The sequence below is a fragment of the Hominisplanchenecus sp. genome (genome assembly GCF_046967715.1).
Classification (GTDB): domain Bacteria; phylum Bacillota; class Clostridia; order Lachnospirales; family Lachnospiraceae; genus Hominisplanchenecus; species Hominisplanchenecus faecis.
Genome location: NZ_JBKVNQ010000058.1, coordinates 1 through 16,876 on the forward strand (window position 1 = coordinate 1; position 16,876 = coordinate 16,876).

General features: G+C 44.6%; 11 protein-coding genes. 1 reads left to right on the forward strand and 10 read right to left on the reverse strand.

Annotated features, from left to right (window positions below):
* Nucleotides 1-532 (reverse strand): substrate-binding periplasmic protein (locus tag ACLTL4_RS08925; RefSeq protein WP_412320431.1); only part of this gene is annotated, 532 nt, incomplete at its 3' end.
* A 265-nt stretch (nucleotides 533-797) separates the two neighbouring features.
* Between ACLTL4_RS08925 and ACLTL4_RS08930 the strand changes: the two genes are divergently transcribed.
* Nucleotides 798-1,418, forward strand: coding sequence for a DUF3786 domain-containing protein (locus ACLTL4_RS08930; protein ID WP_179963839.1), 621 nt, complete (start codon nucleotides 798-800; stop codon nucleotides 1,416-1,418).
* Nucleotides 1,419-1,593: 175 nt separating this feature from the next.
* Here the strand turns inward: ACLTL4_RS08930 and ACLTL4_RS08935 are convergent, their stop codons facing one another.
* The 9 genes from ACLTL4_RS08935 to ACLTL4_RS08975 all read right to left on the reverse strand — a co-directional run bounded on the left by ACLTL4_RS08935 (nucleotide 1,594) and on the right by ACLTL4_RS08975 (nucleotide 16,406).
* The gene (locus ACLTL4_RS08935) at nucleotides 1,594-2,325 is read right to left on the reverse strand and encodes a response regulator (RefSeq protein ID WP_147631000.1); all 732 of its coding nucleotides are present in this window, start codon (nucleotides 2,323-2,325) and stop codon (nucleotides 1,594-1,596) included.
* Nucleotides 2,291-4,081, reverse strand: coding sequence for an ATP-binding protein (locus ACLTL4_RS08940; protein WP_226911912.1), 1,791 nt, complete (start codon nucleotides 4,079-4,081; stop codon nucleotides 2,291-2,293). Before ACLTL4_RS08940 ends, ACLTL4_RS08935 begins: the two co-directional genes overlap by 35 nt.
* Before the next feature lie 19 nt (nucleotides 4,082-4,100).
* Nucleotides 4,101-4,748, reverse strand: coding sequence for a potassium channel family protein (locus ACLTL4_RS08945; RefSeq protein WP_022118298.1), 648 nt, complete (start codon nucleotides 4,746-4,748; stop codon nucleotides 4,101-4,103).
* 108 nt (nucleotides 4,749-4,856) lie between these two features.
* The gene (locus tag ACLTL4_RS08950; protein ID WP_412320432.1) at nucleotides 4,857-6,194 is read right to left on the reverse strand and encodes a TrkH family potassium uptake protein; all 1,338 of its coding nucleotides are present in this window, start codon (nucleotides 6,192-6,194) and stop codon (nucleotides 4,857-4,859) included.
* Nucleotides 6,195-6,337: 143 nt separating this feature from the next.
* Nucleotides 6,338-7,168, reverse strand: coding sequence for a TPM domain-containing protein (locus ACLTL4_RS08955; protein ID WP_412320433.1), 831 nt, complete (start codon nucleotides 7,166-7,168; stop codon nucleotides 6,338-6,340).
* A gap of 12 nt (nucleotides 7,169-7,180) precedes the next feature.
* A complete protein-coding gene (locus tag ACLTL4_RS08960; RefSeq protein ID WP_173896797.1) occupies nucleotides 7,181-8,251 on the reverse strand; it encodes a hypothetical protein in 1,071 nt (356 codons plus the stop codon).
* A gap of 12 nt (nucleotides 8,252-8,263) precedes the next feature.
* A complete protein-coding gene (locus ACLTL4_RS08965; RefSeq protein ID WP_412320434.1) occupies nucleotides 8,264-9,616 on the reverse strand; it encodes an SPFH domain-containing protein in 1,353 nt (450 codons plus the stop codon).
* A gap of 47 nt (nucleotides 9,617-9,663) precedes the next feature.
* The gene (locus ACLTL4_RS08970) at nucleotides 9,664-14,958 is read right to left on the reverse strand and encodes an NPCBM/NEW2 domain-containing protein (RefSeq protein WP_412320435.1); all 5,295 of its coding nucleotides are present in this window, start codon (nucleotides 14,956-14,958) and stop codon (nucleotides 9,664-9,666) included.
* A 401-nt stretch (nucleotides 14,959-15,359) separates the two neighbouring features.
* The gene (locus ACLTL4_RS08975; protein ID WP_173898192.1) at nucleotides 15,360-16,406 is read right to left on the reverse strand and encodes a DnaJ C-terminal domain-containing protein; all 1,047 of its coding nucleotides are present in this window, start codon (nucleotides 16,404-16,406) and stop codon (nucleotides 15,360-15,362) included.
* Nucleotides 16,407-16,876: the final 470 nt, after the last annotated feature.

Genomic DNA, 16,876 nt, shown 5'->3' on the forward strand with positions numbered 1-16,876 from the left:
TCAGTTCCCTGTGCCCGAGGCTGATCAGATTTCCCAGTTTTGGGATCCTCTCATCTGTCCGGTTCAGGAAGATACCTTCCGGTTTGCTTGTAGACTGAACCGCCAGATTCTTTCCCTCCAGGTCACTCAGTTTATAGATATCACTGTTCTCATTTACAGCAACCACCTGACGGCTTGCTATGTACGGTCCGGCCCATCGGTAGTCGTCAAGGCGTCCTTCCATGGAAAAACAGCCCATGATACAATCGATCTCCCCGCTCTCCACCAGCTCTTTTTTCTGCTCCCAGTTGATCTGGACAACGTCCACCTGATACCCCATTCTTTTAAAAGCTTCCGTAGCCAGTTCTACATCAATCCCTGTCGGGATTCCGTCTTCATTCAGATAATTGTATGGTGGATAACTGTCACTGCCCAATGTGATGACCGGTTTTTCTGTTTCTTTTTTACTGATATCCTCATTTTTGCATCCTGCCAGGGTGGCTACTGAAATTCCCACAAGCAGAATAGCTGCAATCACTCTTTTTCCTTTCATATTTCTTCTGTACCTGTTCTGTTGTATTTTCAAATTTATTCTTTAAAAACCTTTTATATTCTACACCAGTATCTCTTGTTCATGCAAGAAAAACGTCATCTTCTTTCATGGAAAAAATCTGTTTTTGCTATAAGAAGCCCATTCCTTTCTCTGGCTGTGGAAAAAACGGCCGGGCCATGTTACAATGAATGATATGAGCAAGCTCATGTGGATTTAGACCTTTTGACCCTGGCATCATGATATTTTATTCGAAAAGGAGGATCTTATGATTTCAAACTATGAAAAGCAGGTGGATATCGGCAAAGCTCATTTCCTGAAATATGATCAGGAAGCCCTCTCTGCCAAATTTCACCTGGATCTTGATAAAGATTATATTTATCTTACTTATCTGAATACGCCCTGCAAGATTGATCGCCCAAGCGGAACTGTTTTCGAAAAAACATCGGATGGTTTTGCAGAATGTCGCTCTTATGAAACAGTCATGACCATCTACGATATGCTCTGTCACGGTCAAGAAACGGAACTGCCCCCTCTTGGCGGCAAATGGACTCCAATCGCAAATTTTGCTGCTGCCGGTGCAAGCCCAAGTGCCGAAATTTTTTCACAGAAATATGCAGACTTCTTTTCCGGCAAAGTAGATGCCGTCAAAAAAGCATGTGTTTCCATCGGCGGGATTTTAAAGCCAGCTCTTGCCGGTGCTGATATCACTGCAGAAATCCCGGCATTTTCTTTCTTCCCGGTTCTGCTTCAGTTCTGGGAAAGCGACGAAGAATTCCCGCCGCAGATTAAAATCCTGTGGGATGATCAGACGATGCGTTATCTGAATTTTGAGACTACCTACTATCTGCAGGGCGATCTGCTGAAGCGTTTACAGGAAATTCTGTAGAATAGAAAAAGCGAATATTCGCAATCCACTTTGCTACTTGATTTGGTTAAAAAAACAGTATGCCGGGATGATCTCCCTGCATACTGTTTTCTTTTCCATTGTACTTGCCATCTCCCACCTTAGAGGTCGGAGTCTTCTTGCTGGAAGAGGATAAAAGAGACTCCATCCTGATGTTTTAATATTCACCCTTTTTATTTTCTGATGATTCTTCAAATTTCATCATACGGTATCCGACGCCGACATGCGTCTGGATATACTGAAGAGACTGTGGGTTTTTTTCCAGTTTCCGCCTCAGTGTCGCCATAAATACCCGAAGCGAAGCAATGTCCTTTTCCCAGTTACTGCCCCAGATATTTTCCATGATAAAGGTATGGGTCAGGACTCTTCCTGCGTTCTGTGCCAGCAGACACAGCAATTTATACTCGATCGGTGTCAGATGAAGCTCTTCTTCCCCAAGATACACACAGCCCGCCGCATAATCAATGCGAAGATCTCCGTTTACAAAAACTGCACTCTGATTCAGTGCGTCACTTTTCATCATCTGCAGTCTGCGTCTGGTCACACGAAGCCTTGCAAGCAATTCTTCTACTGAAAATGGTTTCGTCAGATAATCATCTGCTCCCGCATCGAGTGCTTCGATCTTGTCAACATCTTCGCTTCTGGCACTGATCACGATGATCGGCATCTGCGACCATGTCCGCACTCTTTTTATTACTTCAATTCCGTCTATATCCGGAAGTCCAAGATCCAGCAGCATGATCTCCGGGTTGTGGCTCGCTGCTTCCAGGATCGCCACTTCTCCATTCTCCGCCGTCAGAAAATGATAATCATGTGCTTTCAAAGTTGTTGTGATCAGATTTTTCACCGAATTATCATCTTCCACAACCAGTATCCGTGGTTTGTTCATACAAATATACCTCCCCTGCCGGTAATGTAAACTGAAAAACTGCTCCATGTGGATGTGCATCTGAAACTTTGATTTCTCCTCCATGGACATTTACGATGGATTTGCAGAGTGCAAGTCCAAGTCCAAGACTTCTCCTGCTGTCTGCAATCTTATTCGTCCCGGTATAAAAAGTTTCAAAAATATGTTCTTTCATTTCATCGGAAATTCCAGGTCCGTCATCTGCAACTGAGATTACGGCATTTTTCCCTTCTCTTCCTGTCCTGATATCAATATGGGATCCCTTCTGCGTATATTTGATCGCATTATCCACCAGATTGATGACCATCTGCACGATCAGCCTGGAATCCATTCTGGCCAGAAGCAATTCGTCCTCATGCTCAACCGTGATCGTGTGTTCATCTTTTTTCCGGTCTACATGGCGAAGTGCCTCCTGGATCACATCATCCACCAGTTCTACTGATATGTTCAGATTCATCCGACCTTCCTCCAGTCTGGTCACGGACAGCATATTTTCAATCAGATTGATCAGCCACATAGAGTCATCATAAATATCCAGATACAGCTGCTTTTTCGTCTCTTTGTCAAAATAATCTGCATTGGAAAGCAGATTGCTCGCATTTCCGGAAATCGAGGTCAGCGGTGTCCGCAGATCATGTGAAATCGCCCGCAGAAGGTTTGAGCGAAGCTGTTCATTTTTTGCCAGAATTGCCGCTTTTTCTTTTTCAATGGTAATCTGTTCATTCTCCAGTGCCAGTGCACACTCGCCGATAATCGCCTGAAGGATACTTTTTTCAAAACTTTCCAGCTGCTTCTTTTCTATGCTGATCCCCAGTACTCCATAAACTGTTTCATTTACACCGACCGTCAGATAAAGGCATTCTGCACCCGGGAAATTCCCTGTGCCTGCACCTGCACGTTTCCGGTGTTTTAAAACCCATTCTGCCACATACTTTTCTTTTTTCAGCTTCTGCTGTTCTGACCACTCCCTGTCTTCCATCATAAACACTTTGCTTTTTTCCAGTTCATGATCTTTTACACTGTAAAAAATCACATTTCTTCCAAGGAGTTTCCGAAGCTGCTGTCCCGTTTTACTGATGATTTCTTCCCTTCCTCTGGCACACTGCAGAATCTGGTTTGTATCAAACAAAATCTTTGTGCGGAAAGCCACCATTTCTGACTGTTTTGCCTGATTTTTTAACTTCAGTGCCAGCGTTCCGGTCAAAAATGCAATACCGAACATGATCAGAAAGGTAACCGGATATCCCTCTCCGTAAGCATGAAATGTATACCGCGGTGTCGTAAACAGAAAATTAAAAATAAGTACACTCAGCACGGCGGCGATCATACTGTAGGTCCTGTGATTTGTAAGCACTGCGATCAGCTGTACTGCAAACACAAACACTGTCATGATATTGGCATTTGCAAAACCCAGACTGTTGAAAAAATATCCCATCACACTGGCTGCCAGTAAGATCAGAATACTGGTATACAGATCACGGAAGTTCTGTATTTTCTTTTCTCTCTGAAATGCAGCGAGCAGTTTTTCCAGGCGGCCGTTCCGTTCTGCGGAAACAGAAGAGGAAAGGCAGTCATCCATCACCTGTTCTGCACTTTCCTCTTTTTCTTCCGGTACCGCATCCTCCTCCAGCCAGAGATTCTGTCTGTTTGCATCACAAAATGCATCAAATTTTTTCAGCATTTCATACATAAATATAAAAATGCCTCCCACTGCCGGCAATAAAAGAAATTCTTTCATATTACCATCTTCTTTCGTTTCAGATATGGAACTGTTTCTGGATGTTTTTAATATTTCCCAGTACCAGCATGGTCTGGTCATCTCCAAGCAGAGTTTCCGACGCAATATTCATATCCAGCACGCCGTTGCACCGCAGTGCCATGATATTTACATTATATTTCTTTCGGATGTCCAGTTCTCCAACCGTTTTTCCGATCCAGGCATCCGGAATGGAAATTTCAAAAATGCCATGTTCTTCATCTAGCTCCACATAATCAAAAATGTGATCTGCACTGTAACGGATCGCCGTCCAGGATGCCAGCTGTTTCTCCGGATATACAACCTCATCTGCTCCGTTTCTTAAAAGGAACTTCGCATGTACATCTCTTGCTGCTCTGGAGACTACCATCTTTGCTCCCAGCTCTTTTAACAGAGACGTTGTTTCCAGAGAACTCTGGAAATTATCTCCGATCGCCACAATGCAGACATCGAAATTGCGCACGCCGAGTGAACGGATAAAATCCTCATTGGTCGCATCCCCGATCTGTGCGTTACGCACATACGGCAGAACTGCCTCTACTCTGCTCTCATTGTTGTCTACTGCCATAACCTGATGATTCAGTTCATCCAGTTTTATCGCAATATGCCTTCCAAATCTTCCAAGCCCGATCAGTAAGATTGATTTCATGTCTTCTTTTCCTCCATCTATAGCTTTTTTCATTTTTCATCTTGATCGCATCATAAATATCCTGCTTTTTCCTGCAAATCAAGCACACTCTGTATCTGGTGGATACTCCTATCCTACGTTAATCTTTTCCTGCGGATATTTATACTCCGTCCGCTTCCCGGAAACGGTCGCAAAGATCAGCGTCAGTCCCCCGACTCTTCCAAAGAACATCAGACAGATCAGTACCAGTCTCGAAGCCAGACAAAGTGTCGGCGTCAGTCCAAGAGAAAGTCCTACCGTTCCGATTGCCGATCCGGTCTCAAAAAATGCCGTCACAAGCGGTACTTTTTCCAGATAGCTGATGAACATCGCACTTCCTGTAAACAGCATCATATATAAAACAAAAATTGTAGCGGCATTTCGCTGCGTCTCTTCTGCAATTCTTCTGTTATAAAGATGTGCCTGCTCATTTTTTCGAAATACGGAAATCGCCATGGCAAACAGAACCGCTGCGGTTGTTGTTTTCATCCCGCCTGCTGTAGATCCCGGAGATCCTCCGATCACCATCAGAAGCACCATTCCCATCTTTCCGGAATCTGTCATTTTATCGAGATCAGCAGTATTAAATCCAGCTGTTCTTGTTGTCACAGACTGGAAAAAAGAACTCCAGATCCGTTCTCCCAGCGACATATGCTGAAATTCCAAAAAAAAGAACATGATCGCCGGAACCAGGATCAGAAAGGCACTGACTCCAAGAACTACTTTGCTCTGCAGCCGGTATTTTTTAATATGCCATTTATTCTCCTTGATATCCAGCCAGGTAAAAAATCCAATACCGCCAACCACGATCAGTGTCATAATCACAAGATTCACAACCGGGTTTGCCGCAAAAGAAGTCAGGGATGAAAATTTTCCTTTTACTCCCATCAAATCAAATCCGGCATTGCAGAATGCAGATATCGCATGAAATACAGCGTACCAGATTCCTTTGCCAAGTCCAAATTCTCTGTAAAAAACCGGAAACAGAATAACTGCCCCGATCAGTTCGATCAAAAACGAGGTTTTTAAGATAAAAGTAGTCATCCTCACAATCCCGCCCATCTTCGGAGCTGCGATTGCTTCCTGCATGGTACTTCTCTGCATCAGTCCGATCTTCCTGCCGGCGATCGTTGCAATCGATACTGCCACAGTCACAACGCCGAGACCGCCAATCTGGATCAGCAGCAAAATAATAACCTGACCAAATTCAGACCAGTAAGTTGCTGTATCTTGCACAACCAGCCCTGTTACACAGACTGCTGATGTCGCAGTAAATAACGTATCAGAAAAGGAACTCCATCTTCCGCTTCTGGATGCCCAAGGAAGCATCAGCAGCAAACTCCCTGCCAGGATCACTCCCATAAATCCCAGTATAATGATCTGAAACGATGTCATATGCCGGTGTCCGGCTTTTTTCTTTATCTTCATGATTCTTTTTGTCTCCCAGTTCTGTTTCATGACTATCATAACACCATGTACCTAAAAATAGTATTAACAATTTTTTATCCACATTAAAATTATATAAAGATACCTGCAAAAATGTATCATACTTTTGCAGGTATACTCACTTTTTAGAATTTTCCGCTGTGACCTCCGTGTACTTCACCGGATGAGCTGACATGCGTGCTGCTTCCGCCGCCTCCACTGTGTGAATCATTATCATTTTTGGGAACCGGGCGGCTTGTAACCACTTTATTAATAAAGCGATCCTGTTTCACGGTAATATTCAAACTACCTTTTTTCATATATTCTTCTGCTGTGGTCCGCTTCACAACGGAAGTCAGTTTGGAACGTTTGATCGATGCCGTGATCAGTGCGATCACAAATCCGATTGCCAGGCACACAACCAGCCAGAATGCATAGGCAAATGGCTCTTGCGGCATATTATTTACATCATATGGCTCGCCTGTCTCTGCCTGTGTCAGGAAACGGTCGCACTGTTCTGCAAAACAATTAAATGCTTCTGCGTACTCACCATCACCAAGGTAGGATACCAGCTTTTCTTCTATATAACTAAGTCCGGCATCCGTAAATGCCGTGATCGCATAACCATGTGTGCTTGTTGCCCAGTTGCGGTCGCCCATATCCACCAGGAAAAGTATCCCCGCTTTGTCTTCGCCAAGTCCATAGCCATCGTAATCAAATGCATCATCGGCGTATTCGGTTGCCGTTTTTCCCTCCAGGGAATTAACGGTCATTACCACTGCATCACAATGATGCAATTCACTGACTTCATCCAGTTTTGCCTGGATCTGCTGCTGTTCTTCTGCCGTGAGCAGCTCTGCCTGGTCAACAAGTCTTGCCGGATGATCCGCTGCAGCCTGAAGATTCAGAAATGGTACGAATAAAAATAATACCATACTAAGCAGCAGAGACATGATTTTCATTTTTGTTTTCTTCATCTCGCCACCTCCTTACAGCAACACCATGAAAACCCAGAGCAGTGCATAAAGGACAAGTCCGATTCCTGCTCCCCACATGGCAATAAATCTCCAGAATGCTCCATTGTCTGCCGGAAGATCACCGACAATCTTTCCGGTCTGACCGTTCATGGCAAAAATATATTTTTTACCTTTCCAGGTCGTATTTAAGATCCATACCGGATAGAGAGCATACTTTGCCTGGTCTTTGATCTCCATATTTGCTTTTTCCTGATCGATCACATGATAACCTTTAACGGTATTTCGGAATTCACGCTCTGTGCTTCTCCGGATACGTTTTTTCGCACGCCCGATGCACTCCTCTTTCGGCACATCGTAGCGGTCTGCCAGATAGCCTGCCATATACGCCATGCGAAACGGCACTGCTTCCTTAAAATCATATGGTTCCACCGATTCCATCAGCGTATCATCCATCTTTTTTGATCCGTCTGCCGGAACTTTTTCAAACTCTACCGTTCCTGCTCTTTTTACTTCAAAATTCTCATGCTCTGTGTACTCAATATCATTTGACACCCATACACGCGTCTTTTCCGCATGATAGGAGAAATCTGCCTTTGCTTTCAGATCAAATATCCAAAACGGAACATAAACACCTTTGATCTCGTCGATATGGTTCTGCTGTTTGAAAACACCCGGCAAAAACTTTTTGCCTTCGAGATGTTTCCGGTATGCTTCTTTTGCCTGTTTTTTGTCTTTCTTAAATGGAATGATATAATCCGGTCTTAAGGCACCGTCAAACTGCCCTTTCATAACAACTTTGTTGCCGCAGTACGGACAGCTCGTGGCACCGGTCGTTTTATCTGCCAGGATTTCACCACCGCAGGATTCGCACACGTAGAGCATCATTGCTCCTTCTTCTGCTGCTTCCTGTGTTTCTCCCTGTTCTGCCCCTTCTTTGGAAGCTGTTTTCTCCGACTGCGTTTCTTCAAAGTCGGACAGATCTGCAACCGTATCACAGTAAGGGCATTTCATTTTCTGAGTTTTGCTGTCAAATTCCATTGCTCCGCCACAAGCAGGGCATTTGTATTCTCTGATATCTGCCATAGATTCATCCCCTTACTGTACAATATCACCATCGTTGAACGGATCTCCGCATTCCGGACAGAAACGCGGCGGATTTGTCGGATCTTCCGGCTCCCATCCACATTTATCACAGCGGTATTTTTTTGCTGCTGCCGGTCTCGGACTGCCGCATTCACTGCAGAATTTACCTTTGTTCAGTGCCTCGCAGCTGCATCTCCAGCCCTCTTCCGGCTTTGCTGTTCCGCATTCCATGCAGAATTTGCCGGTATTTACAGCTCCGCAGCTGCACTGCCAGCTTCCTGCCTGTGCGGACGGACGCATCGGCTGTGCCTGTTTTTCTTCCGGTATATACTGCTGCTGTCTTTGTGCCTGCTGTCTCTGATTTCCCATCTGGAGAAGATCCTGGATATTGGCACTTCCGGCTCCTCCTGCCATATTCAGTCCCATAAAGCCCATCATCGCACCGTTTGGATTGGATGCGGCTGCTTTCATGGCTTCTGCCTGTGCACTGCCAAGCGTTGCCGCCATCATCGTCGGATCTCTCAGAACAGCAGCATCCTGGATTTCCTGGATCTTCTTGAGGTCTTCCTCTTTGAGCGTGATCGGGTTCATCGCTACGGATACCACGGAAATACCGCGTTTTTCCGCCCACTTTTTGGTGAGTGCTTCGTTCATCGCCTCTTCGAGATCTCCCGCATGTGCCGGGATATCACTTGGCAGAAGCTCCAGTCTTGACAGCTGTGCAAATGCCGGCTGCAGTGCTGAAATAAACTCTGTCTTTAACTGTCCGTCAATCTCTTCTCTGTCGTAAGTCATCTCTACGTTTCCGCAGACATTCTTATAGAAAAGGATCGGGTCGGTGATGCGGTAAGAATAGATACCGTTGCATCTTACCTGTACGTCACGGCTCAGTCCGGTATTGTGATCCACTACATGGAACAAAAACGGATTTGCCGTGCCAAATTTGTTATCCATGATCTCTTTTGTATTGATATAATACACTCTCTGGTCTTTTCCGGTATCTCCGCCGTAGGTAAAACGCTTTCCGAAGGTGGCAAAGGTCTTTTTCAGACCTTCGCCCAGTTTTCCGGTAAAAATACTTGGTTCTGTGGAGCTGTCGTAAGTAAACTCTCCCGGCTCCGCACATACTTCCACAATCTTGCCCTGCTCAACGATCAACATACACTGACCGTCGGCAACTGCAATACCGGAACCGTTTGAGATGATATTCTCACTGCCCTTGGTGTTTGAGGACCGCTTTCCCACCTGCTTCTGTCCTTTCACAACCAGGGTATCTGCATCCATCGCCTCACAATAGAAAAACTCCCTCCACTGATCTGCCATTGTTCCGCCGACTGCTCCGACGGCTGCTCTGATAAGTCCCATAATATTTTTCTCCTTTCTTTCCTTTTGTTTCTGTTACTTTCCCTTTACTATTTTATCTTTACCTTTTTGGAAAGTTTCGCTTTGTTCAAAAGTTTTGCATACTTTTTCTTCTGTGCTTTCGGCACTTTGACCGTTGCTTTTTTATTTATATTTTTAAACGCATTCTTTCCAATGGTATTGATCTTTTTACTCTTAATAGTAACTTTTTTCAGCTTTCTGCAATTTGCAAAGGCATTCTTTCCAATCTTTCTGATATTTTTTCCAATTGTCAGACTTTCCATCTTCTTGTTGCCTTTTAATGCATTTGCTGCCACACTGGTTACTTTCCATGTTTTTCCGGATGCCTTGATCTTATCAAAGATCTTCACACTCTTCTTTGCTTTGCCTTTTGCAGTGATAGATTTTACCTCTACCGTGTCTTTTCCGGTTACTTTATAAGTAAACACTCCATACTGACCTTCTGCTTTGATCACCTGACCAACTTTCACCGTACCATCGTTTGGAGTTTCCGGTGTCTGTGGATTTGTAGATGGTGTTTCCTTTTCTGTAGACGGTGTTTCTTTTTCCGTAGATGGTGTTTCTTTCTTAAGTGCAGAGGCTGCATTGCGAAGAGCTGTTAAAATCTGCTGCATCTCTTCTTCGGTTGCTGTTTTTTGCTCTACGGCTTCTTTCGCTGCATTCAGTGCTTTTTCATAAACTTTCCAGGTTTCTTCTGTATAGTCACTTTCTTTCCTGCCTTCTGCTGCTGCGATTTCATTTTTCACTTCATTCACCAGTTCTTCCGGTGCCGGAACTGGTACATTTGGAATCTCCACAGTCACTTCACAGGCTGCTGTTTTCTCTCCATCTTCGGTCGTTACGGTGATGGTTGCTTTTCCATTTGCTACTGCGGTCACTTTTCCGTTTCCGTCTACAGTTGCTACTTTTTCATTACTCGTTTCAAATATCACATTTTTATTTGTTGCATTTTCCGGTGCTACTGTTGCAGTAAGATCTACTGTCTGACCTTTTTCTGTCAGTTTCGCTGTGCTCTTATCCAGTGTAACTCCGGTTACGGCTACCGTTTCCGGAGTAGTATCATCTGCCAGCTCTGTGATGAATTTTGCGTCTGCAAAATCTGCGTGATCATTGCTGTCGCTGCCATTCTGATCCACGTTCAATCTGAGGATTTTGACACCTTCCACAGAAATATCCAATTTTGCCATCTCAGATGCTCTCGTAACAGCTTCACCTGTGTAAACCTGTTTATTATCCGTATAAACATTGAATTTTACATTTCCATCCTGGTTTGCTTCACGGTCAACGCCCATATAAGATGTAAATTTCTTAAAGCCCATACCTTCGATATTGTAATAGAGATTTGCAGTCGCATGAATACCCATACCCTTCTCAAAGGTTTTCTCCTGACTTCCGTCATAAAGTGTCAGTGTCTTTCCGTCTACAGATTTGTCTTTCATGATGGAACCCCATCCAGTTGCAGAATTACTCTCGTAACTTAAATCAGAAAGGTAAACTTCGCTCTTGCCTTCGACCCTCCAGGTATAGGTTTCGGTTCTGCTCTTGTCTGCGGATTCCACTGTAACCAGTAACTGGTTGTTTCCTTTTTTCATCGTTACAGAAGTCTCTACGCTTCCCGTTCCGGTTGCAGCAGTTACATTGTTGCATTTTACAGTAATTTTTGCATTTGCTTCCTGTGCGGTAAACGTTACCCTGGAAGTTCTTGTCATAGTTGATGCTGTATACTCTTTGAGATTTGCATTAAAGTTTCCATTGCTCTGGATGGTACTGCCAAACTGTACTTTTTCCAGTTTTGCATTGCTGTCAGATGGTACACGCAAACTCAGGCTGTAGTGCTCTGTTACGCCGCCGTCTGGTGTGATTGCAATACCAACGGTCATGTTATCGCCGGAAACAGGAATGCTCTCTTGCGGGTTATATGTTTTTCCATTTACATTCAGAACTGCTTTTGCACCTTCGCCAGGATTTTTCAGAGCGATTTTGACTTCGGTCTGCCCTTTTGTCAGAGATGCACTGTAGGATTTTTCAGAAGCATCAAAACCTGCCACTTCTTTGTTATCTACGCTGATGCCGCCGATGGACGCATCCTGTGCTCCGGTACGTGTAACCAGGAAACGATAAATTTCCTGTGTTGTTCCGTCTTCTGCGATTACTCTTGCTGTAATGATATTTAAGCCTGCCACAAGTGCAACTTCCTGCTCTGTAATCTGGTTTTTGCCGTTTTCTGCGGATACGATCTCATTGACATTTTTCAGTCCGACACCATTACCGACACCGTTTCGGCAGATTTCGATTTTTGCATTTTCATCTTTTGCTTTCAGAGAAATCTTTACACTCTTTACATTCTTATCGGCAGTTGTCACATAGCTCTTTGTCTCAGATGAGAATGTCGGGAAGGATACACCGGATACAGATGCACTCTCCAGAATCGCATTTCCTGATTTTACTTTTGCAAGATTTTCAATATTTCCGCTCTCTCCTCCGGTTGCTGCATCTTCGGTCAGTGCTACTGCTTTGCCATTGACCTCCAGGTCTGAGAAGGTAAATGCGGTTCCTTTTGTGCTGTTTCCGGTACCGGCAACCAGTGCCACGCCAAAGGAATTGCCGATTTTATCGTTTGTGATGCTGTTTCCTACTTTTGTCCAATTTTCTTTATCAACACTGCAATATCCGGTAAAGGTATTTCCGGATTTCTCCAGTTTCAGCCAGATTGCCTCTGCATTCGGATTTTCTGTGTTCTGGTCTTCATTTGCACTTCCGTTTGCTTCGGTCACGACATGGACCTTCGGACTGTTCGTGCCATGTTTTCTCTCGACTGCCACATAGTTGTCATCATCTTTGTAGATAAACAGACCTGCTTCGTCCCAGTTGTTGACGGTCTTGCCGCTCATTTTGACGATGGCTGTGAAGGTTCCGTCACCGCGGTTTACATTTTCACCGCTTACGATCACGTTATTGGCTGTCTGGGTTGCCCAGAGTCCCTGTCCCATTGCTTTGATGGTCACGCTGTCACCGCTGACACTGTAGCCGCCGTCGCTTGGATTTTTCACGGTCAGATCTTTTGCAAGCACTTTCACTGCTGTCACGGTTCCGGTGCTCTGATCTGTCACCGTAAAGGTCACAGGATCTGCCTGGAATTTACGTCCGCCGACCAGCTCATAAGCTGTCACGGTTGCTGTTCCCTTTTTCAGACCTGTCACATGACCGGTGCCATCCACACGTACAACTTCCGGATCGCTGCTGACATAGATCATTTCGCTTGCCGGCTGTGTGCCACTGCCGATGCTTACGCCTTCGTTTTCACCGATCTTCACTTCACTGTTCTGCATATTCGTGATATCGACTCTGCGTGTCACACCTTTATCATAAATATTATCAGAAATATTTACGTTGCGGCATCCGTTGAAAGTAAATGCATTGATATTTGCACCTTCCACAGCTGAAACATTCATAGCAACGCTCTCGCCGATCGCCAGTGTGGTTTTTGCAGGGTTTGCCTTTTCATTTACAGAGAAACGCAAAACTTTGTTTCCGGTAAAGGTCAGTCCGTTTACGCTCTTTGCATTAATAATATTGCGGGTTCCGTTTGTAAAATAGAATGTATTGTCTTTGATCCTTACATTTTTATGTACCGGTGAAGCTGCCCCGTTGTTGGTCGGATCAAACTGGATAAATGCACTGTAAGAATTCTGGTTGACACCACAGCGTCTGAATACATTGCCTTCGATTAGAACATCTTCATCATGTCCTGACTCGTACCAGCTGTTTACGTCATCGGAAATGTAAACGGCTGCACCGGCTACGTTGTCAAATTCGTTGTTGCGGATCACGACCGGTTTTCTGGTTGTCACCAGAATACCACGTACCGGCATCTCACGGAATACGTTGTTCTCAATCTCAACACTCGGTGTATAAGTAACATTTTCCAGAGCTGCTGCATTTGCAGACACGGAAGACGGCATATTTGTATCCAGTGTTACAATGATTGTATCCAGATCCGTTTTGGAAGCATCGGCTTTGTCACCATTTCCGGCAACCATGGTTCCGCCATGTCCGTCCGGACCTACCACTCCGGTTACTTTTGCTTTTGCCCCGTCGATTGGAAGCAGTGTTCCCTTAGAAACAAACTCTACTTCATCTCCCACATAATAGTTCGGAAAACCGGAAGTTTCGTGATGCTGATAGTGAACTTTGAACTTATTATCAGAGATTCGTTCTGTTACCTGTAAGAATGTTCCATGGATGTTGATCGGGTCATCCTGCGGATCTTCAAATGTGCTGTTCACAATGCGGATTGTTCCGCCGCAGCCGGACATCTGCACAAAGTCAGCAGAACCAACGCCGGTTCTTCCGCTTCCTTCATAGTTGCGGAAATTTACATCATCCAGTGTAATGTTTTTGGAAAGCTGTCCTACCACACCAAATGCATGCAGAAAATGCAGTTCGACATGCTGCATCGTCACACCATCACTCTCCCAGAAAAAGGCTGCGGAATGATCACGTGTAGTCCTTCTCATCTGCTGACCATATCCTGCCTTGAAGGATGGTGCAGAATTGTAAGTCACCTTCAGACGATGTCCGTCCAGTTTTTCCATGCTCTGTACGTTGTTGAAAAATTTATCGCCGGAAGTAGTCAGGGTAGCGGTTGTCATATCAAATCCCTGTACATGTCCGACATTGTTCGTATAGCTCCAGTATGCCTGTCCGGTGTATGGGCTGACATCGCTGCTCCAGGTAACGGTTGTTCCGCTTACGGAATAATTATAACATTCTGGAACATATAAAATCGCTGTATTGCCTTCTACTTTTTCTGCTGTTACACTGACTACCGACGGTACCTGGAAGTCGGTGTCAAAATTCTGGATTCTGATGTTTTTACATCCGATCGTGGAAAACATCATCATCTTGCCATGGAAGATCAGACTGGACTGATTTCCTTCCAGTGTCACATTTTCCATATTTTCCAGCAGAATACCGATATTTTTCATTTTGTACGTGCCACGGTCACCGTTATTACGGCTTAAAGTATTTGAAATATACAGTTCTCGTTTCTGTGCATGATCCGGGTAAATCTGATATTCCCCTTTCGGGAAATCCAACACAACCGGTCCTGTCACTTCTTTTGCTGCCTCGATAGCTGCCTGTATGCCCTCGGCACTGTCCTTTACTCCGGTCGGATCAGCCCCATACTGTGTGACATCAATAACTGTTACCTTATCAGAAGCTGAGGCTGCATTTGACACCCCCCCCCCACTACTGGGAAACACCAGTGACAGCAGCATACAGATCACCAGCATGACTGAAAATGTTTTTCTTGTTTTCATGTTATCCTCCTTTTTCTTTGCTCAACTCTTATTTGCAGTATTTCAAAAAATATCAGGCAGAATGACTGAAATAGGAAGCACAAAATCATTCATATGACATCTTTATTTTAATACCTACTAAAAAAATACTATATTTTCGTCATTTTGTCCAGTTAATCTCAACATCATTTCCTGATAAATCCACAAAATATCTAAATTTAACAGCCCGGATACAGATTTATTATCTTTTTCCTATTGACATAAAAAATGCAGCATACTCTTCTTCCTTTTTGTATGCTGCACTTTCTATTTTTTTATACAATTACAAGGTTTCCTTATGTCTTTACAATCTCTCCGTTATCCGCTCTGATATTAGCATATCGTAAAACTTACGGTCGCTTTTATACTTTTTATTTTCATATTTATCCTGCATAGCTGTTTCTGATACCACATGCCTGCTCAAACTCACGCAGTTTGCGTCTGGCTTCCGGAGTAATGTTCCGCGGCACCTGTACCTGGACGGTCACATAATGATCGCCGTGTACCTGCGGGTTCTTCATGGAAACAATACCTTTGCCTCGCAGACGGATCTTGCTTCCGGACTGTGTGCCTTCCCTTACTTTGCAGATCACATCGCCGTAGAGCGTATGGACTTTCGCTTCGCCGCCAAGGACTGCCGTGGAAAACGGAACATTGACGGTCGTGTAAACATCCATGCCTTTTCGTTCAAAGCCCGGTTTCTCTGCGATTTTAACTTTCAGAAGCAGATCTCCTGCCTGACCGTTTCTGCCCATCTGACCTTTGCCTCTTAAACGGATGCTCTGACCGTCATCAATACCTGCCGGGATATGCACCTGAAGCGACTGTGTCCTGCCCGGTGCAGAAGGATCCGACAGATTGATCACCTTGTCACCGCCAAGTGCTGCTTCATCGAAGCTGACTGTGATATCGGCGTGAAGGTCACTGCCCCTGCCGCCAAAGCTACTGCCTGTACCGGAAAATCCATCGCCGAAACCACTGTTTCCGCTGCCAAAGTCGTTTCCGAATCCACTGTTTCCGCCTGAGAATCCGTCTCCAAATCCGCCGCCGAAATGATAAGATCTGCTTCCGCCGCCTGCTCCGGCACTGCGGCCGGAGAATCCGCCGCCAAAGATATTTTTCAGGATATCATCCATGTCACCGCCATCAAAATGGAACTCCTGGTATCCGCCATTTGCTCCGCCAAACGGTCCCTGACCGCCCTGGTAATCGGCAGTGCCGAACTGGTCATACATTTTCTTTTTCTCCGGATCACTGAGCACCGAGTAGGCTTCTGTAATCTGTTTGAACTTCTCGGCTGCCTGTGCATTTCCGGCATTGGTATCCGGATGATATTTCTTTGCCAGTTTACGGTATGCTTTTTTGATTGTATTTTCATCTGCGTTTTTATCTATTCCAAGGATTTTATAATAATCTTTTCTTTCTTCCATTTCTGATTCCTCCTCTGATCATGTCAAATCTTATATCCATAACGTTTCTTTTGAAATGCCATGTCTGTCATCTCAGGGTCTTCATTCACCAGAATATTCTATCTGATCTGATTTTACAGAAATATCCGAAAGCTTTTTTATTCAATATGATATGATGATGCCAGGGAGGATTGTGGGAGTGCAACGCACGGAACAATCCGTAGGCATCATAGTTAGGGACTTTTGACACCCACATCATATGATCGGATATTTTTGTTCTATCAGAACTATAACACCCGATTCTAAATCTGTCAATACTTATGCACAAAAAACATGGCCGATCAGCCTGGAATCTTCTTTCTCCAGCAGAATTTCCCTCACTTTGTGAACTACCCATTGTCTAAAGCCAATGGGCTTCCTGCTTCGCAGACCTCGCAACCTACTATCTCCACAGGCGTTAATTCGGGCAGTCCCTGCCCTATATTGTTATT

Bases quoted from the DNA above. Each gene is read 5' to 3' on its own strand.
- ACLTL4_RS08945 (WP_022118298.1), bottom strand. From the start codon at position 4,748: ATGAAATCAATCTTACTGATCGGGCTTGGAAGATTTGGAAGGCATATT.
- ACLTL4_RS08965 (WP_412320434.1), bottom strand. From the start codon at position 9,616: ATGGGACTTATCAGAGCAGCCGTCGGAGCAGTCGGCGGAACAATGGCA.
- ACLTL4_RS08935 (WP_147631000.1), bottom strand. From the start codon at position 2,325: ATGAACAAACCACGGATACTGGTTGTGGAAGATGATAATTCGGTGAAA.
- ACLTL4_RS08930 (WP_179963839.1), top strand. From the start codon at position 798: ATGATTTCAAACTATGAAAAGCAGGTGGATATCGGCAAAGCTCATTTC.
- ACLTL4_RS08970 (WP_412320435.1), bottom strand. From the start codon at position 14,958: ATGAAAACAAGAAAAACATTTTCAGTCATGCTGGTGATCTGTATGCTG.
- ACLTL4_RS08950 (WP_412320432.1), bottom strand. From the start codon at position 6,194: ATGAAGATAAAGAAAAAAGCCGGACACCGGCATATGACATCGTTTCAG.
- ACLTL4_RS08960 (WP_173896797.1), bottom strand. From the start codon at position 8,251: ATGGCAGATATCAGAGAATACAAATGCCCTGCTTGTGGCGGAGCAATG.
- ACLTL4_RS08975 (WP_173898192.1), bottom strand. From the start codon at position 16,406: ATGGAAGAAAGAAAAGATTATTATAAAATCCTTGGAATAGATAAAAAC.
- ACLTL4_RS08955 (WP_412320433.1), bottom strand. From the start codon at position 7,168: ATGAAGAAAACAAAAATGAAAATCATGTCTCTGCTGCTTAGTATGGTA.
- ACLTL4_RS08940 (WP_226911912.1), bottom strand. From the start codon at position 4,081: ATGAAAGAATTTCTTTTATTGCCGGCAGTGGGAGGCATTTTTATATTT.